Origin of the sequence: Shimia sp. MMG029, from assembly GCF_027947445.1 — a bacterium.
Classification (GTDB): Bacteria; Pseudomonadota; Alphaproteobacteria; order Rhodobacterales; family Rhodobacteraceae; genus Shimia.
Map to the genome: position 1 here is coordinate 12477 of NZ_JAQJIM010000010.1, position 18994 is coordinate 31470.

The following is an 18994-nucleotide window of genomic DNA, read 5'->3' on the forward strand; positions in this document are numbered from 1 at the left end:
CAAATTCGGACGTTTGATGCAAACAACAGTCAGTATTGGCCACCAGCTGCGCACAATACGCCAGCCTCAAGATGCCTTTTGCGGCCTTATATTGGGAACCAGGTCTTTATGGCAGATATTGATCCAGCCGACGTCATCCCCAATCACTGGGTGCGGTCTATTCTAGACCTGCCGCACTTACAGGACTATCGACAAGATGCTCTGGCCGCGGCAAGGCTGCGCGAAGATCATTTGACCGAAAGCGGCGAACCCATTCCGCGGGGATCAGAAGCCGCAATTCTAAAGATCTTGGCAGAGCGTCTCGGCACCCCTTGGGCGGGCGCTGAATTGGGTATGGCGATTGATCCACGCAACACCTCATTGCTGACCTATATTCTGTTTAATTCAAACACGTTGTTGCAAGCAATCCACCATGTACAGCACTTCACCCCGGTTACGCGCCCCAAAGCGCGTATCGAACTGCGCCAGACGACGGACCATATTGATCTCATCATCGATGGCGTTGGCGCAACGCTTCTGCTCGAAACTCATCTGGTTGAATTTGCGCTGGCTGCGATGCTGGGTGCGTTTCGCGCCGCAACACACAAAGCAGATCTGGTGACAAAGATCGGCTTGGCCAATCCGCGTCGCTCAGGTCAGGCCGAACTGTCGAAAATCTATGCCTGCCCGGTAACTCTTGGCGCAAAAGAAAACTACATACGTTTCCCAAGCTCGGTTTTGGAAACGCCCATTCGCGGCGCGGATGCACAACTGCTCAGGCACCTGACGAGTTATGGCGAGGTATTGCTCAGCCAAAATGTAGAGGCCCCTCCCACGCTCACGGAATTGATAGAACGTCACCTCCTGCACGGCATGGCGGTCGAGCGGCCTAAGCTCTCTGACCTTGCGCGCAAACTGGGAATGTCTGAACGGACCCTCAACCGGCGTCTGCAAACGGAGGGCCAGAGTTTTAGAAATCTGGTGTCAGAGACACAGATCAAACTGGCGCGCGCATTCCTGAGTGATCCGAACCTCTCATTGGCCGAAATCGCACATATGAGCGGGTTCTCAGATCAAAGCAGTTTTACACAATCTTATCGGCGCAGAACAGGTAATACTCCGAAACAAGACAGAGTTTTGCTCATCAAAAGCAAAGACTTGCGATAATCCGCTGATGGCGTAAATCTTAAAAAGATTGGCAGAACAGAAACAATCAATCCGTGTTTCAGTTTGTTTCTTGCGCGACCTTAAATCGTCGCAAATACACTCAGGAACAAGGACACGTAATCTATGTCAAACGGAACCTTCGACGACTTCTTATCTGCGTTACTGGCGTTTGAGTCTGGTTGGGACAGAGATCGATATGAAACCGGCGTCATTCAGGACTGGCAGCTAGACAGCTGGGCCGGAGGTCCAGTCACAGATTTCTTCCCAGACTATACCAGCTGGGGCGATCTAAGCGACGGTGAATGGGAAGCCATGGCCTATCGCTCTACCAACTCTCTCGGCTTTGTCGGGTTTCAGTTCGGCGAAGCTCTGTTGATTGATCTGGGCTATTACGACGATGATCAATTCTACGGAAACGGCGCATCAACCAACACATGGGATGGAGATTGGACCGGCAAGAACGGGGTAACCTCGCTGGAAGACTTCATGACCAAAGACGCGCAAACTGTCGCCATTCAGGAGGCCTTTGGCCTTAACCTGCAAATCATCCAGAATGGGCTGGAAAACGCAGGACAAAGCTTGGACGATTTTATCGGTCAGACGACAACATACACCGATGGAAGCGGCAGCACAGTCACGGTGGAACTAACCCTGACTGGGATCCTGGCAGCGGCACATTTGCGCGGGGCCTACGGCACACTCAATCTGCTGCAAAGCGGTGCTGTGTCCACAGATGAATACGGTACATCTATTCTGCAATACATCGACCAATTCGGTGGATATGACGCGGCATCCGTCGAAGACATGATCGCTTTCTTTGAAGATCGCAAAACAGGTGACGAAGGGCTCGGCTCTCCAGGCGGATCCCCTGGTAATGACACCGGATCAGGCGGCGACGGTGGCGATAGCGCCGCGACCGGCACAGGCACAGCCGGCGTGGACAAAAACAGCGCCGATGTTGTGCTCACCTGGTCTTACGGTGCGGATACGCAGATCTCAGATTTTGATCCTGCGACAGGCACGATCTTTGTGGATTGGATTTCCGCTGCCGATCTAGAGATCACAGAGACGAACGGCTCCGTCGTTTTCTCTGTGCCGTCAAACCTACAGTCGCTCACCCTTGTTGGGGTGACTTTGTCTGAACTGACGCGAGCCAATTTCACCATTCTGGATGCCACAGCGGCCACTGAAATCCTGAGCATGGTGGGGGGCAGCGATGGCAACTCAAATGATGGCTCAACGGACGGAGTAGACGACAACGACAACAGTGGCGGATCAGACAACTCTTCGGGCGATGGGTCTGATGGCTCAAGTGATGGGGCGGGCAATGGCGATGGCGATGGCGATGGCGATGGCGATGGTGGCAGCTCTGGCCAAGAAGGCAATGGTGATGGTCCCCAAACTCCGACGCCCAGCGGATCAGGCGCCGATTTCGACAATCCAGAAATCACCAAATCCAGTGCCGACGTGGTTGTCACATGGGCTTATGGCTCCAACCTGATCGTCAGCGATTTTGATCCTCAAAGCGACACACTCTTCTTCGACTGGATCGGTGCAGATGCGCTGGACGTGACTGAGGAAAGCGGCTCTGTGGTGATCTCTGTTCCGTCAAATAACCAAACACTGACCCTTCAAGGCGTCACGCTCAGCATGCTGAATGCAGCCAACATCCATGCACTTGACGCCACCGCACGCGATGAATTGGCGTCACTCATCGGCGGAGGTGACACTGGGCAAGACGATGCCCACGGTGGCAGCGGCCATGGCGATGGGACAGGTGACAGCGACGGAGGCGACGGTGGTCACAGCGGTCACACACATATGCACGTTACCATCGGCTATGACACTCCGGCGCAGGTTATCGACGGTTTCATGCCGCGTATGGGAGATGTGATCGAGATATCAGCGAATGTCGCGGCGGCAGATTTTGAAATCTTCGAGGAATCCGGTGACGCGTTGGGACAAACCGTGCGCGTGGCCATCACCCAAGGAGGTATCACAACGCAAACCGTGCTGACCGGGTTCGGTCTTGAAGATCTCACCATCGCCAATTTCTCAGCTGACAATCAAACAGTCCTCAATGAAATTGCCAGCGTGCTTGGCACAGATATTTCGACACCGGAGGGCACAGAAGGCTACACGCTGAGTTATGACGCGGATGGCTCAAATCCTGCTGAAGTCACAGGCAGCACTGATGCAGGCGGGCGCGTTTTCCGTGCTGATAGCAACGCCGACGATATCACCGACTTTGCCCCCTCCGTAGATCAACTCGATTTTGGCGGCACTTCGGTACATGGGATGATTGTGACCAAATCTCTTGCTGGCGAAATCGTCATCGACAGCCCATGGTCCGATGCCGCGCAAATTGTGCAAGGCGTGACGTATCAGGACGTGTCCATCGACAGCTTCGGTATCGTTGGCAACGAACACTTCCGTCAGGACATGGGAGGTGTGATCTCTTGGGAGCAAAACGTGGGCCCACGCGAAGCGGACACAATCTACATTCGCAGCCATGAATATGGTCGTGCAGAAACCATCGAAAATTTCGATCCCGCATCCATGAAGATTAGCTTTCTCTACTTTGGCACACGTGAGCGGCTCAGCGTAGAGGACAGCGACGCTGGTTTGGTTATCTCGTCCCTGCCCAGTGGTCAGAGTTTTACCTTTACCGGTGTAAGCAAAGCAGACCTGATTCCGGGGCTGGTAGAGTTTCACTTCGATCAGGTGATGGAAGACAATCTGGAGACACCATTTGGTTTTGATCAGAATGATGTGACGCTGGTCGATCGTACGGTTCTGTTGACCCCAGCAGCGCCAGCCGGTGCCACAACCGATGGCTACCAAACGCGCGATGGCGATATGACCGGGAGCAGCAACAATCAGGGGAGCACGGACACAGATGGATCTGGTGACAACACCACTCCAGACAGCGGTTCCGACACGGGGTCTTCTGGAACATCCACTGGCTCTGACACAGTTCTAGGCTCCGGTGCTGACACCATCGAAATCGATTGGAACTGGGGGACAAGAACCACGATAGAAGGCTTTGACCCTTCCGAAGACATGTTCGATTTTAATTCTCTAAACGACGATCAGATCGCAATTAGAGAGGTAGATGGTGCATTGGAAATCGAAGTTTTAAACAACGGTGGAAACATCACAACGCTCAGTGGATTGCAGGCCGAAGACCTGACACGCGACAATTTTGCGGCGAGTCCAAACAACCCAATATTGGATGACGCAAGCGAGTTGATGGTGCAACTGAGCGCTCTCGGTTTCGATACACTCGCCTAAATCAAAGTTGAAAGGAGCGGGGTCCGCTCCTTTCATCGCTTTGAGGATCCAAGACAATATGACCGGCGGTGTTGCTTGGGTGATTTTCCATAGCTTCTGAAATGCCAGCGCCAACGAAGACATTGTCGATCACGTGCAAGCGCCGCCGGTTTACCTCAGATCATCGTGCTTAGGGTGTGGCTTTGTGTTCGCTTCAATCGGAGTCTGCGAGAAGTTTGAAAGATGCTGTCGCAGCGCGGGATCGATGTTCTAAGCAAACTTGGGCAAGGCAGCACGATCACTGCGCAGCCCGTGCCTTTCAACGTGTTCGCACTGGTTTCTCCGTTTCTACCCACGGCGCACCAAAGCCAGTGTTTCACGCCGCGGATCACCCTAACCACCTCATCCAAGTGCCATTTAACTGTGGGCTGTGAGCGTGTCGCCTTGATGCAATTCGCAATCTGGTCAACAGCCTGGCGATACATGTTGCGTATCTATCTCCCGTTAACCGCTGCGCCTAGAGCAGGAAAACGCACAATGCGATAGGTGCCAATCGAGGCGTCCTCGCCGCCATTCAGCACTGGAGAGCGGTGCAGCTCGTTTATGGTGGCATAAACGTAGCCATCCACTCCCATTGAGAATCCGTCAGGCCAGGGCAGATCTTCGTCGGACTGAAACAGCACTTCATAAGTGCCATCGGGCTTGGTCACGCCAATGGCGTTGTCGGTCATTGCAGTGATGTAAACATTCCCGGCGGCGTCAACGGTTGAGCCATCCGAGATCACCTTGTCGCCATAGCGCTGAACGCGCGCCTCGAGATCAGGATCGCTGAGTGTTTCGTTCAGCAGGTCTGTCGTCCGAATGCGATACATCGCGCTCCCCGTCATGGGGGCGAAATACACCCACGTGTTTGTTGGATCCACAGAGATTGGGTTGATGCCGATCTTGGCGGGATTGCCGCCCAATAGAACTTCTTTGCCGTCGATGATCATCGGTGTGTCTTCGGCTTTGGTAAACTTGCTACCTTCCAGAACACGCCGAGCGCGACCTGTTCTGAGATCAATTACGATGATCGCGGACTCCACATGGTTTGCTGTATCTGAGATGTAGATCGCCTCATGTTCGCGATCCACAGCGAGGTCATTGAGGAAAGAGAACGGACGCGCAGCAGGCTGACCTACATAGTAGATCGCATGCAGTTCTTCTGTATTTGTGTTCCAGCCAACAACCCGGCCGGTTTGACCTTCGCCTTGGCCGTCGAGCATCCACAAAATCCCCTCACGATCGGCGCGCAAGCCCAAGACACCACGCAAACCATCGCCGTCATCGGTGGGCGCGCGCGCCCAGTCCTCAGTGGGGTAAGCTTTGGTTGATCCATCAGGCATCACCTCTACAACACGCAGTTCGGGCCCATAAAATTCGTGAACTGACATGAACATCCGACCATCTGGCCCAATTGCCAAATTGCCCGGAGGGGTGTGTTTGGGAAACTCCAGATAGGTCTCGAGATTTTCTGCGACGACAGGTGTGGCAAGAACTGCCATCATACTGGCTGCGCCCAACAAATGTTTCATGATTTCTCCTCCATTGCCTGGCTATGGAGTAAATCAATCGAGCCTGTTATATGAATGGGGCAAAACGCGAAACCATCATTTAAGAATTTCGAATGTATTCCATCGAAGATCTGAGAACATTCGTGGCTATTGCAGAAGCACAGGGGGTTACAGCCGGTGCAATGCGCGTGGCGGTATCCCCGGCCACCGCAAGCCACAGATTGTCAAAGCTGGAACGTGCGCTCAAGCTGACATTGTTCCATCGCAACAGCCGTACGATGAAGCTGACTGATGAAGGACAGGTTTTCTTTGATCGCACCCGGTCAATATTGGCAGATTTGGCACAAGCTGAGCGCGACGCTGGAAGCCGTTCTGCACAACTGACAGGTCACCTGCGGGTGACGATGTCCCCTTGGATTTTGTCTCGCTTTGTTTTGCCAGCGCTTCCAGGGTTGCAACGCGAGCACCCGAAAGTGACGTTTGAGTTTCTTGCCGTCGATCGCTTTGTTTCATTGTCTGCAGAAGGTATGGACTGTGCCATTCGTGTCGGCCAACTGACTGACAGCGCATTGGTCGCGAAAAAGCTATCGGACAATGATCGCATCATCTGCGCAGCACCATCGTTTCTGACGCGACACAGCACTCCTAAGAACACTTCCGAGATAGTCGATCTGCCGTGGGCATGTTTACCCTGGCAGACCCGGATTGCATTTTCGGATGCAAAGAAGCGCCGTCGGGACGCAACTGTGCGCGCGAGTGTCTTGGTATCAAACTCAGACACGTTAACCGATGCTGTCGTTGGGGGGATCGGATTGGCGGTAAAATCTCGTTTGGCGATAAAAGATGAGTTGGCTGACGGTCGCTTGGTAGAGGTGGCGCCGGGTTCTCTTTGGAGGCCAGATGCGCCGATATGGTTTGTTTATCCACCAGAGGCCAGATCCGCTAAGAAAACCGAGCTATTTGGGGACTTTGTGACAAGTCTATTTCAGTAAGTGCGCCAGTCGAAGCTCGTCTGAGGCCGAAATCGTTCGCCGCTGGGTTTAGAAACGGTGATAGCGCCGGAATTCGAACCATGTCCGAAATGCTCATTGGTATTGTGCTCAGGCTGCATTGACGAGCAAGGTGTCCCGTTTGTGCGGCTCGCGTTTTACTGCTGCGCTTTTGAGGTGCGCAAAGAGGTCTTTTTTGGATATGAGCTGTCGCGCTCTGGGGCCGTAGCTGCGCTCAACAGGGTGGTCGCAGAGCGCTGGGATTGCGCATTGAAGTTCTGCCAAGCTTTGCGCCGACAGCATTGCTCTGGCCAGCGGGCCGGGATAGAAGCTCTCACTTAGCGCACCATTGCTGTAGACCACTTCCTGCTGTGCGAACAGCATGTGGTAGTAGGTCTCTTTGCGGCGCCCTTGGGCGACGCGGGCTGGCCCCTTTGCCAAGGCGAGATGACGCGCACGCACGAACACTTCGCTTGCCTTGCCGTTTGTGCCCTTCATCACCAAGCAGTGTTGCGGTGAAACAAAAAGCGGGCTGTGATTGCCGATATAGCCCGCGGGCAGTCGAATGGGGCGCAGGTTGGGATGGCGCGCCAGTTGCGTGGCATCCAGATGCGTCGAACCAATCCATTTGATAGGCTGCGCGCCATGGTCCCTTGTCATGACCAGATCCCCCACGCGCAGTGTTTCAATTGGCACCTCTCCGCGCAGTGTTCTAATGCGGGTGCCTTTGGCGAAACATGGAATGCCAATAGAGATTTTTTCGGCAACACTATCCACTTGCGAGGGGGCAACGCCGCGCAGGATCACCGTTTCGCCGTTGGCAAATGTGAGCTTGGCATTGCCATTGCCGTCGTCTGTGACTGTAACGCTTTTGGCTTTTATTGGCCCCCCGAGCTGATCTGACATCTGCGAGACGTCAAGTTGATCATTGGTGAGGCCATCGCCGTCGTCATCGACGGTGTCAAAATCAACAATCACATCATGGCCAGAACCATCCTGAAGGACGAAAGTGTCCGATCCTGAGCCACCGCTGAGTGTGTCGTTACCAACGCCTCCCGTCAGCGTGTCGCTCCCAACGCCCCCTGTCAGCTTATCGTTACCGCCGCGTCCGTCGAGCTTGTCATTCCCGTCGCCATTCGCACCGCCCCCGTGCAAGCTATTGTCTGCGCTGTCGCCGGCGATTGTATCATTGCCAAAAGTGCCGCTGACATTCTCGATGCCGTCGAGTGTGCCATGTCCGCCTGTCTTGAGTGTGTAGCTGCCCGCCTGCAGATCAAAATTTGTCGCGGAGCTGGGCCCTAGGTTTTGCAGGCTAAAGGTGTCATTGCCTGTTCCACCATCGATGCTTTCACCGATGCCAAAACCGCCATAGATGACATCATCTCCTGCGCCGGCGTCAACAGTGTCAGCGTTAAAGGCCCGATCTCCTCCGGCTTCAAATCCTGCGTTGCCATCGAAGGTGTTGATGATGTCGTTGCCATCGCCGCCGTTTAGGGTGTCCCGGCCGTCGCCGCCAATGAGGAGGTCTGCACCCCCACCGCCGTCTATGTGATCGTCGCCGGTACCACCATCCAGCGTGTCATTCCCGGGCGCGGCGTCTACAGACACACTCAGATTATCGATTGCCAGATCTACAGCATCAATTATGCCAACCGAAGCGTCATGAAGTGTTATCTTGTAGTCGACGCCGGCGGACACGAAGCTGAAGCTGTGCGCGCCTGTCGATAGCGTCATCTCGTCGATGATCGTGGTGTTCTCGTCAGAAACATTTAGGCGAATAAAAAGGTGACCGAAGTCCGATTCGCCGATGTCGTATTTTTCGAAACTGATTGTGACTGTTTCTCCCGCTGGGATGCCTGAAATGGTTTGAAACACCTTGCCGCCGTTAAAGCTGCCATTGGTGTTAAAGAGAAGCTGACCATCCACGATTTTGACTTGCGACGAGTCAGATTCGCTGACTTGCCAGCTAGCGGGGTTGTCTGCCGCAGTTGTATTGGAGAAGGTGCCATTTTGAATGTATTCGACGGGGCCGTCTCCTACCAGTTTGTCGTTGCCGGCTCCGCCTTCTATCACATCGTGGCCCGCGCTGCCTACAAGTGTATCTGCGCCTGAACCGCCGAGAACGGAGTCATCTCCTGCGCCAGACTGGATAGAGTCGTCGCCGCCATCACCGTAGACAGTGTCTGCGCCATCGCCAGACAAAACAGTGTCTGCGCCTTCTCCTGCCTGGACCACATCTTGATCGTCAAGAAAAGTGCTGGTTGCGCTGTCAGTTTGATCCCCATGGGCGTCGACATATGACGTGTCGATGTGGTCAGAACCTGCTGTCCCATCTATAGCGTGAGGAGGACCATATTGAACCGATGCATGCGTGATTTCATGCACCATGCTGAAGAAGTTGCTCACCGCATAGATGTTTCCGTCGCTGCCGATATGGTAGTCGACCAAAGCTGACTGATTGGTGATCTCGCTATCACCCGCGTTGATGATAAAATTCCAGTTTACGGTGCCGTCGCCGCCGTGAATGATCCCGATGGAGTCAAAGTCGGCCAATGTCGTGGAAACCTGGTTCCCTGTCGCAAGCACACCTTTGTCATTCAGGGAAACGAGTAGGCCTCGTGTCATGCGCGTTACCTCTAAGTCCTTCGTCTAGAGAGTGCGTAAGGAGCATGGGTAAACAATCAATTGGTTCGCCATCAGGTTGTGCGTTTCTTTGGGAAAAATTTTTCTAAAAACGCGCCTATCTCATTTGGTGCGACAGTGGATCTCACCAAGCTGACAAGAAGGATCCGTGAAAGGTGGTTAGCGCGTTGGCTGTGACGTCATTTAGATGACGAAATAGTGCTAAGGGAGGAACCGTTCTCCGCAGCAGCCTTTGACGAAATACTGAAACACTACAAGCTGAAACTCTCGCTTGAAAGGATTGGATGAGCAGCCGCGCTCTGCGTGAGCCTGTTACGAACACAGTGCCAGTCGAAGCCAATGTCAATTTTTACGCCACTCTTGAAACCGCGGACACCACCGCGTACCGAAGTTAAATCAGACGCTGGCAAGTCTTGGAGCGGGAAACTGGTGTGGCTAAGCGACTAAGGTGCTCTGGAAAAATTTGCTCAAGCCAGTGCACTTTTTAGCCCGCTCATAGCGCTAACTCACCTATCTCGAAATCGGCAGTTTGGACATGAGATAAAGTAATGCGCCTTGCGTCTGTCTTACTATGAAGGGTCAAAGCGAGTAAGGTGACAAAGTCATTGATCACCTTCGAGGCGTATCGGGCTTTGGCGTGATACGCCAAACGTAGCGACAAAATCTTGGGCCAAAAAATGCTGCGGGGAGTGGCGGTTCTGCGTGCCGGGGCGCTCAACAATCGTATACCCAGCAGGCCCAAGCTGAACAAAACGATCAGCGTTCCACCAAAAATTTGCAATGCTGGAAAGGCAGATGCGATGGTGGTGACGGAGCCTGAGGCTCGCAACGTGAGCCTCCTGATCGAAATGCTCGATAATGCCACGAGATGAGTGCGGCTGTGCCCAGTCCCATTACCACCACAGCCAATGCTCCGGCGAATTTGAAGTCCATTTGCCAAGCAATCACAAGCAGGAAAATTGCTCTGGCAATCTCTTTCACAGCAGAATGCGCAATCAGTCGTAGGCTGCGGTGACGATTACTTCAACCTTCAGTTCCGGGCGGGCCAGCTTGGCTTCGCCGCAGGCGCGGGTAGGGGCGTGACCCTCTGGCACCCAGGCGTCCCAGACAGCGTTCATCTCGGCAAAATCTGACATGTCTGCAACCCAGACGATGGCTTGTAGAATCTGCGCACGAGAGGATCCCGCTTCTTTCAAAAGCGTATCGACCCGGCGCAGGCATTCGGCGGTTTGCTCCGCCACGCTGTCGTTGGCATTGCCGACCTGACCGCACAGATAGACGGTGCCGTTATGCTTGACGATCTTACTCATCCGTTGGCCGGTATGCAGGCGTTCGATCATGATGTTGTCCTTTTAAGTTTCTTGGCTGTTGGCGTCATACGCTGCCAACTCTCCCAATGTTACGGGTTTGAGGGGCGCGCGAATACGTAACGCGCCAGTGTCATCCTGGCTTTGTCCGGTTTCCTGAGCCAAAAGCTCCGTTACGGTCAAACCACAAAACCGCCCCTGACAAGGACCCATCCCTGCGCGGCCAAAGGCCTTGGCCTGATTTGGCCCTTTGCAGCCCAGCTTGGCAAAGCGGCGGATGTCTCCGGCGGTAACTTCTTCGCAGCGACAAATGAGTGTGCTGTCCGCTGGTGACAGGCTTTGTGCCGCAGGTGGATAGGCGCGGTCCAGAAACGGGCGTGCGTGCAGCTCGTGTTGCCGCTTCCGCTGCAGCGGTGCCACACCTGCCTGTTGCGTTTGCGGTGTGATTAAACCCAACCGGGATGCGGCGCCAAAAGCGGCAATCTCACCGGAGAGCGCCGCCACTTTCGCGCCCCCAATGCCGGCGCCATCTCCGGCGATGCTGATATTTGGCTCTGAAGAGAGACAAAGCCCATCAACCTGCGGCACAAAACAGCGCTGTGATTGGTCGTAGGCATGTTCTAATCTCAGGGCGCGACTGATCTGTGTATTGGGCACCACGCCATGATGTAGCAGGGCGGTTTTAGTCGTGATCTCATGGGGTTTGCCGCGAGACGTAAACCGTACAGACGTCAAGGCATCCGCGCCTTCAAGTGTTATCTCGCGCGCGGCGGTATAGCGGGGGATGCCTGCTGCCATGATTTTCGTCAAAAGGCCTGCGCCCTTTGCCAGATAGCGCCAGCCGCGCAGCGCGCCCGGCAAATCATGGCGGGCGGCCCACATGTCACTGCGGCTTTGGGTTTCGACCATGGCGCGTGGCTTGCGTCCGGCTGCGATCATCTGGGCTGCCAGCAGATAGAGCAGAGGGCCCGAGCCGATCAGCACCGGGTCGCGTGCCACAAGAGCACCGGATTTCAACAAGATTTGTGCGGCGCCGGCGGTCATCACGCCCGGGAGAGTCCAGCCGGGCAGCGGCATAGGGCGTTCGGTTGCGCCTGTAGCCAGTATCAGATGCCTTGCACGGATCTGTGCGGGCTGGCAACCTTTTGAATAGGTCACAAGCCCATCACTGCTCACATCCCAGACAGTCGCGCCAGCGCAGTGGACGGCGCCACTTTTCCGCAAGGCTTGCGTTAGGCTGCGTCCGTGGCTGTAGTCTGGGCCGAGAATACGGTGTTGCGTTGCGCTGGCATGATCTACATTGCGATAGATCTGACCGCCAGGGCTGGGCTGTTCGTCCAACACCACAACCGACGCCCCCAGCTGCGTGGCCCGCGCGGCTGCAGCCATTCCGGCGGGGCCCGCCCCCAGAATGGCAATGTCAAATGCGACCGTCATGCTTTGTCCTCGTTTTCTGTCAGACGGGGTTGCACGCGGCAAACCTGCAAACCCTCCTCAATCGGTGTCATACAGGCCTGAACCGTGACGCCGTTGATCGAGACAAGGCAATCATAGCACGCCCCCATCAGACAAAAGGGTCCCCGCGCCGCGCCAGAAACAGGTGTTTCGCGAAAGGCCGTGATGCCTGCACCCAACAGGGCCGACGCCACAGTGGCACCGCGCGGCGCAGAAAGCCTGCGGTCTTCGAAGTGGAATTGCACTTGATCTGTGCTCTCTGGCTCAAGGGGATCAAACATTGAACCTGCTTTCACTGAACAAAGAAAGATCGGGCGCAGTATTGCGATCCTGAATCCAGTCCGGCAACAGCCCTGCGTGCGCTGCAGCGAGCGTGATGCCACTGTGACAGGTCACAAAATGCGCGCCTGCGTATTTGGCGGAACGTTGGTAGATAGGCAGCCCATCTGGCGACATAACCCTTAAAGCGGCCCAGCTGCGTACCAATTGCACATGCTCCAGCATTGGAAAAACATCTATCGCGTAGCGCGCCAATTCCTGCAGGGTGGGCAGGTCGGTGGTGTCTGCACCGGTCTCTGCCTTTGAGGCCCCGATTTGAACACCTCCCTCGTTCACCTGCCGGATCCGGCCAGACGGGTATTTCAGGAAGAAAGGCAGCTTCTCTGTGATCAGAACCTGCCCTTGTTGTGGGCGTACAGGGGCTTCAAACCCCAAATCTGCGCCATAATCCGCAGAGCCGAGGCCGGCCGCGAGCACCAAAGCGTCCCCTTCAATGCGTTCCCCGGTCTCGAGTGTGACTGTGTAAGCTCGATCAGCTCCCGCGATTTCCGTGACTTTAGCCCCTGTCTGTAGCCGCCCGCCCATTTGTTGCACCGCTGCTGACAAGGCGCGCAGCAGTAGCAAAGGGTTCACATGCCCGTCCATGGGGGAGTGAATGCCGCCGACTACTTTGGGGCCGATTTCTGGCACAAGCTGCTTGAGGCGGCTGTGTTCCAGTACTTCGAAGGGATAGTCGCCCTTGAAGTGGTCGCGCAAACCTTGCAGATCAGCGGCGTCCTGCTGCAACTCATCTGCATTGGTGAAATACTCCACCCCACCGATTTGGCTGAAGGAGATATCAATGCCCGTGACCTCTTTGAGATCCTGCGCAAATCCCTGCCACAGTTTGGCGGAGCTGCGCGACCATGCGGCGTAGTGCGGGGCCTTGGCGCCTTTGCCCTGGATCCAGACCAATCCAAAGTTCCCGCGCGAGGCCCGCGCATCCGTGTCGCTGCCATCAATGACAATGACACGGGCGCCCTGTTTCAGTAGCCCATAGGCAACCGACATTCCAACAACGCCGCCGCCAATCACTAGCGTTGTCATGGTTTATCCTTTGCCCACAAAGATTTTGTCGAGCCCATAGAGGCGATCCAGAACCAGCATCAGCAGGAAGGTCAGCACGATCAGCACGGTGGAGACCGAGGCAATCAGCGGGTCAATCGTCTGCGCGATGTGGTGATACATACGCACCGGCAGGGTTTGCGTCGCGGGAGAGGCTACAAAGACGCTCATGGTGAGTTCGTCAAAACTGGTGATAAAGGACAGGATCCAGCCGCCTGCCACGCCGGGCAGGATCAACGGCAGAGTGATGCGCCGAAACACCGTGAACTTTGACGCACCCAGTGTCATTGCCGCCTGCTCGGCGTCCTGCGGCAAGCCGGTGGCCGAAGCCAGTGCCAGCCGCAGCGCATAGGGCATGACCAGGACCACATGAGCCGCGGTCAGTCCGGCAAAGCTACCGCCCATACCGATCTTTGAGTAAAACTGCAGAAAGGCCACGCCCAGCACCAGATGCGGGATCATCAGCGGTGAAAGTAGAAAGGCCGAAATCGCGTCACGACCCGGAAATTTGCGCCGAGCAATGGCCAGCGCTGCGGGCACGGCCATGGCAACTGCAATGCTGGCTGACAACAGACCCAACCAGACAGAGACCCAAAAGGCCGAAATGAAGTCGGGGTTGTCAAGGATTGCATAGAACCAGCGCAGCGACAGACCGTCAGTGGGCAGGGACAGGTAGCCTTTGTCGGTGAAAGACACGGCAATCACCATCAACAGGGGGGCCATGATGAACGCGACAAACAGCGCGTGAAAGATCAGGGCAATAGGGCCAAGACGTTGCATGTCGTGTGCTCCTCACTCAAAGACCTTGGCGAAACGGCGTTCCACCAATTTGTTATAGCTGACGATGATCACCACATTTGCCACCAGCAACAGTACCGCAATGGTGGCGCCCAAAGGCCAGTTCAAAGTGCTGAGGTATTCGTCATAGGCTGCTGTGGCCACAACTTTCATCCGGCGGCCACCGATGATGGCTGGTGTGGCAAAAGCGCTGGCGGTCAGGGCGAAAACAATGATCGACCCAGACAGAATACCGGGCATGGCCTGCGGCAGGGTGATCCGACGCAGCACGGTCAACTTAGAGGCCCCAAGGGTCCAAGCCGCGTCCTCAGATTGCGGATCAATCTTTTGCAGCGATGCCCAGACAGAAATCACCATGAATGGCACCAGAACATGTACCAGCGCGATGGTCATGCCGGTGAAGGTGAACATCAGGCTGACAGGCTCATCGCTGAAGCCCAGCCCTTGGGCCACCATGGTTAGAATACCATTGCCGCCAAAGAACAGCGCCCAGCCCAGCGTGCGTACAACGACTGAGATCAGCAGTGGTCCCAGCACCACGAGCAGGAATATGGATTTCCATGGATTTTGCAGGCGTGACAGAACATAGGCTTCTGGTGCACCGATCAGAACACAGATCACTGTGACCAGGGCAGCCAATCCAAAGGTGCGCAGGAAGATCTTGTGAAAGTAGCTGTCGCCCAGCACGTCCGCATAATTCGCCAATGTCCAATCCGGTAACACACCTGCGTTGAAATCATAGGCATGCAGGCTCAACAGAAAGGTCATGATCATCGGCGCGCCAAGCAGGGCGGCAAAGAAGATCACGCCGGGAGCCGTCATGGCCCATGCGGCTTTGTTGGCAGAGCTGGCCATTATGAGGCCTCCGCAAACATAGACAACGCGCCATCCGGCCAGGTCAGTCGAGCGGTTTGTCCGCGAGCAAAGCCTGGCGCACCTGTGTTGGGCTGGGTGATAAACAACTCGCCCATGGCGCCGCGTACACGATAAAGCCAGTTGGCACCGTGGAAAATCGCTGCTTCGACCTGCACTTCATCGCCATCACCTTCAGGGCTGAGCGTGAATTTTTCAGGTCGGATTGAGAGCTGCATTGAGGCCCCGGTTACCATGCCGTGGCCGGGCAGCAGCAGGATGTGTTCGGCAACCTTCACGTGATCTGCGTCAATGATTTCAGCATTGAACAGATTGGTTTTGCCCACAAAGTCGGACACAAATGGGCTGACCGGGCGTTCATAGAGATCTAGCGGCGCTGCGATCTGCTCCATCTCGCCTTCTTTCATCACTACGATGCGGTCAGACATCGAAAGTGCCTCTTCCTGATCATGGGTGACCAAAATGGTGGTGACACCAATTTCCTGCTGCAATAGACGCAGTTCCAAGCGCATGTCCTCACGCAGCTTGGCGTCCAGATTGGACAGTGGCTCATCAAGCAACAGCACAGGCGGTTCGATCACCAGCGCACGTGCCAACGCAACCCTCTGGCGTTGACCACCGGACATTTCCTTTGGAAACCGATGCATGAACTGGCCCAGTTTGACCTGCTCAAGCGCCTTGCGGGCGCGATCCTGCCGTTCCGCTTTCCCGACGCCGCGCATTTCCAAACCAAAGGCGACATTGTCCAGCGCTGACATATGCGGGAACAGCGCATAGGACTGAAACACAATGCCGAGCCCGCGTTTGTTGGGGGGCGTATGTGAAATATCGCGGCCATCCAGAAGGATCTGTCCAGATGTGGGTTCCAGCAAACCGGCAATCATCTGCAAGGTTGTAGTTTTGCCACAGCCCGAGGGACCGAGCAGTGACACGAATTCCCCCTTTTCGATGGAAAGTGTCATATCGCGCACGGCGGTGAAATCGCCAAACTGTTTGTTGAGGTTCTTGAGGCTGAGGAAAGACATCCACGCGGTCCCTAGAGGCTAAGAAAGACGCGGGTTTTCAGCCCCGCGTCTTTGCATTTCATGACATGAGAAGCGTTCAACGCTCGATTTGACGGGTCCATTTCTGGGTCCACGCGCCGCGCTGTTCGTTGACCACGGTGTAGTCAATGTTCACCAGCGTGTCGACACGATCCGGGCCCACAGGCAGAGCACCAATCTGCTCCTCTGTCAGCGCGACATTCTTGTTCACCGGACCCCAGCCTTTTTCGGTTGCAAAATACTTCTGCATTTCAGCAGAGGTGATGAACTTCAGGAAGTCCTGAGACAGCTCCGGTACATCGGAATCCACCACAGGGCAGGCTGCGATCAACAGGTTGACGGCGCCTTCTTTCGGGTAGGCAAACGCGCCCGGGAAGCCGGTATCGGCCAACGATTTCAGACGTCCAGAGCCCCAGACAGACATGGCAATCTCACCGTTTTGAAACAGTTCGGACATTTTGCCGGAAGAAGGCTCATAGACCAGTACGTTGTCGTCGATCTTGTCCTGGAACATCTCAAAGCCAGGTTCGATGTCGGTTTCACCACCGCCATTCAGCTTGGCCGCCATGATCAGCGCGTGCAGGCCATAGCCATTGGTAATCGGCGGAATGGCAACTTTGCCTTTATATTTTGGGTCCGCCAGATCTGCCCAAGAGGTTGGAGCCTCCCAGCCATTTTTTTCAAACATCTCTGCGTTATAAGCCAGACCTGTTGCCACGATGCCAACGCCTACCGCTTTGTTGTCGGGCATGCGGGATGCGTCATAGAGATTGCCAAATGTCGCTTCGTCTACGGTGTCGCAGTACCCGAAGTTGATCGCCTGTGTCATTGGGCCATCATCGATGAAAGCGATGTCGATTTCCTGAGCGCTTTCCTGTGCGCGCAGTTTTGCCAGCGTATCGGTGGAGTTGCCGGGTACATAAACCACCTTGGCACCGGACTTTTCCTGCCAAGCGGGAATGATAACTTCCTTGAACAGAGTCTCGGTTGAGCCACCGTAAGCCGCGAGATACAGGGTTTTATCTTCCGCATGTGCCAGCCCAGCCGAAATGGCCAGCGCACTTGCCGCAATGAGTGTGGAACGCATTTGGTCCTCCCTAGGCGTTTTGATTGCGTCCCTTTTAGCGATGATAAATAACATATTTCAAATTCAAATATTCATGCTATTCATGCCGAAATATTATGAACTATGGAAGGCATCGTGAAACTCAATCATCGTCAGCTTGAGGCCTTTCGCGCCATGATGGAAACAAGCAGCGTCACAGAGGCTGCCCGGCGCATTCATGTCACTCAGCCTGCGGCAAGCCGTCTGCTCTCGGATCTGGAGCATCAAATTGGCTACCCGCTTTTTATCCGTCAGAAGAAACGTCTGACTCCAACCTCAGAGGCTGTCGCGCTCTTTGAAGAGGTGGATCGCTCGTTCATTGGCCTGGCGACCATCGCCGAAGCCGCGCGTGAAATCGGCACCTTCCGGCGGGGGGCCTTGCATATTGCTGGTTTGCCTGCTCTGGCGCTTGAGTTCCTGCCTGATGTGATTTCTGAGTTTTGCGTGGATCGCCCGGATATTTCCGTCGCTTTGCAGATCCATAGCTCTCAGAAAGTGCTGCAATGCATTGCCTCTCAGCAATTCGAACTTGGATTTGCGGAACGCAGTGTATCCCATCCGGCGGTGGCGTCCGAAACTTTGTGCGAAGCGCCGATGGTTGCGGTTTTGCCAATTGGTCACCGGCTTGCGGAGCGCGAGGCTCTTGCACCTAGGGACATGGAGGGGGAGTCGTTCATATCACTGGGGTTGAACTATGCCATTCGCCAACAGATCGATGCCATTTTTAAGGCGGCAAATGTCGAACGTAGATTGCAAGCGGAGACGCAGTTGTCTTTTGCTGCAGGGCATTTGGTTGCGAGCGGCTCCGGAATTTCCATCATTGATCCGATCACGGCGCATTATCTCACGCGCTTGAACCTTGTTGTCGCACGCCCGTTTGAACCATCGGTCAGCTACGCTTACCAGATGTTGTTTCCACGCCATCGTCCGCAATCTCAGATTTGCGAGGCGTTTGCGAAGATCACCAAAGAACGGCTCTATCAGCGTCTCGTGGAAACGACGAGATAGGTAGTTTTTGCGAGCCCTTTGAGTTTGCGGTAAATGGCATTGCCCAGCTATATGCCCAGAACGAGAAAGTGCGTGAGGCTGCGTAATCTGACCGATGGTTTAGAAGCAGAGTTTTGCTAGGTGTTGGCACCTTAATGGTCATTGGGTCGTCACTTTCAAACCGCTGATTACTCGAAGCTTTCGACGGCGAGGTCTCGCATCTCAGGCAGTTTTGCCATGGTGTTGACGAAGGATTACCATGCTCTAATGGAGCAAAGTGGCTTTTTATGGTCCCCAAGGTTCCATTCGGTCAAATTGGCGAGGCAGGGTACCAGAAAGTCGCGAAACTTGCAGTATAGTTGCGCTCGATGAGTGTTTTTTCACAACCAGTGAAAAACCTGCGACGCTACCGCAAGCATTCTGCATCGGCTTTCTAGAT

The 18994-nt window shown here is 55.0% G+C and carries 14 protein-coding genes; 4 read left to right on the forward strand and 10 right to left on the reverse strand.

Going from position 1 to position 18994, the window contains the following annotated elements; all coding sequences use genetic code 11:
• Positions 1-108 precede the first annotated feature (108 nt).
• Both PJL69_RS18215 and PJL69_RS18220 read left to right on the forward strand, forming a co-directional pair.
• Positions 109-1146, forward strand: a complete 1038-nt coding sequence (locus tag PJL69_RS18215) for a helix-turn-helix transcriptional regulator (RefSeq protein ID WP_271310947.1) — start codon at positions 109-111, stop codon at positions 1144-1146.
• A gap of 123 nt (positions 1147-1269) precedes the next feature.
• On the forward strand, positions 1270-4440 hold the full coding sequence (locus PJL69_RS18220; RefSeq protein ID WP_271310948.1) for a hypothetical protein: 3171 nt from the start codon (positions 1270-1272) through the stop codon (positions 4438-4440).
• 473 nt (positions 4441-4913) lie between these two features.
• Here PJL69_RS18220 and PJL69_RS18230 read toward each other — a convergent pair whose 3' ends face one another.
• Positions 4914-5993 (reverse strand): L-dopachrome tautomerase-related protein, encoded by a 1080-nt coding sequence (locus PJL69_RS18230; protein ID WP_271310949.1) that lies wholly within the window; start codon positions 5991-5993, stop codon positions 4914-4916.
• A gap of 92 nt (positions 5994-6085) precedes the next feature.
• On the opposite strand from PJL69_RS18230, the gene PJL69_RS18235 reads away from it, so the two are divergent.
• Complete coding sequence (locus tag PJL69_RS18235; protein ID WP_271310950.1) at positions 6086-6964, forward strand: LysR family transcriptional regulator; 879 nt, start codon at positions 6086-6088, stop codon at positions 6962-6964.
• A 108-nt stretch (positions 6965-7072) separates the two neighbouring features.
• Here the strand turns inward: PJL69_RS18235 and PJL69_RS18240 are convergent, their stop codons facing one another.
• The 9 genes from PJL69_RS18240 to PJL69_RS18280 all read right to left on the reverse strand — a co-directional run bounded on the left by PJL69_RS18240 (position 7073) and on the right by PJL69_RS18280 (position 17550).
• Positions 7073-9586 (reverse strand): Hint domain-containing protein, encoded by a 2514-nt coding sequence (locus PJL69_RS18240; protein ID WP_271310951.1) that lies wholly within the window; start codon positions 9584-9586, stop codon positions 7073-7075.
• 1013 nt (positions 9587-10599) lie between these two features.
• A complete protein-coding gene (locus PJL69_RS18245; RefSeq protein WP_271310952.1) occupies positions 10600-10944 on the reverse strand; it encodes a RidA family protein in 345 nt (114 codons plus the stop codon).
• Between the two features lie 12 nt (positions 10945-10956).
• Positions 10957-12348: an FAD/NAD(P)-dependent oxidoreductase gene (locus PJL69_RS18250; protein ID WP_271310953.1), complete on the reverse strand. Its 1392-nt coding sequence runs from the start codon at positions 12346-12348 to the stop codon at positions 10957-10959.
• Positions 12345-12647, reverse strand: coding sequence for a (2Fe-2S)-binding protein (locus tag PJL69_RS18255; RefSeq protein WP_271310954.1), 303 nt, complete (start codon positions 12645-12647; stop codon positions 12345-12347). The genes PJL69_RS18250 and PJL69_RS18255 overlap by 4 nt, the downstream gene beginning before the upstream one ends.
• A complete protein-coding gene (locus PJL69_RS18260) occupies positions 12640-13731 on the reverse strand; it encodes an NAD(P)/FAD-dependent oxidoreductase (RefSeq protein ID WP_271310955.1) in 1092 nt (363 codons plus the stop codon). Before PJL69_RS18260 ends, PJL69_RS18255 begins: the two co-directional genes overlap by 8 nt.
• Before the next feature lie 3 nt (positions 13732-13734).
• On the reverse strand, positions 13735-14529 hold the full coding sequence (locus PJL69_RS18265) for an ABC transporter permease (protein ID WP_271310956.1): 795 nt from the start codon (positions 14527-14529) through the stop codon (positions 13735-13737).
• A 12-nt stretch (positions 14530-14541) separates the two neighbouring features.
• Entirely contained in the window at positions 14542-15402 is an 861-nt protein-coding gene (locus tag PJL69_RS18270; RefSeq protein ID WP_209100765.1) for an ABC transporter permease, read from the reverse strand.
• Entirely contained in the window at positions 15402-16445 is a 1044-nt protein-coding gene (locus PJL69_RS18275) for an ABC transporter ATP-binding protein (RefSeq protein WP_271310957.1), read from the reverse strand. Before PJL69_RS18275 ends, PJL69_RS18270 begins: the two co-directional genes overlap by 1 nt.
• Before the next feature lie 76 nt (positions 16446-16521).
• The gene (locus PJL69_RS18280; protein ID WP_271310958.1) at positions 16522-17550 is read right to left on the reverse strand and encodes an ABC transporter substrate-binding protein; all 1029 of its coding nucleotides are present in this window, start codon (positions 17548-17550) and stop codon (positions 16522-16524) included.
• A 114-nt stretch (positions 17551-17664) separates the two neighbouring features.
• Between PJL69_RS18280 and PJL69_RS18285 the strand changes: the two genes are divergently transcribed.
• On the forward strand, positions 17665-18576 hold the full coding sequence (locus PJL69_RS18285) for a LysR substrate-binding domain-containing protein (protein WP_271310959.1): 912 nt from the start codon (positions 17665-17667) through the stop codon (positions 18574-18576).
• Positions 18577-18994 lie beyond the last annotated feature (418 nt).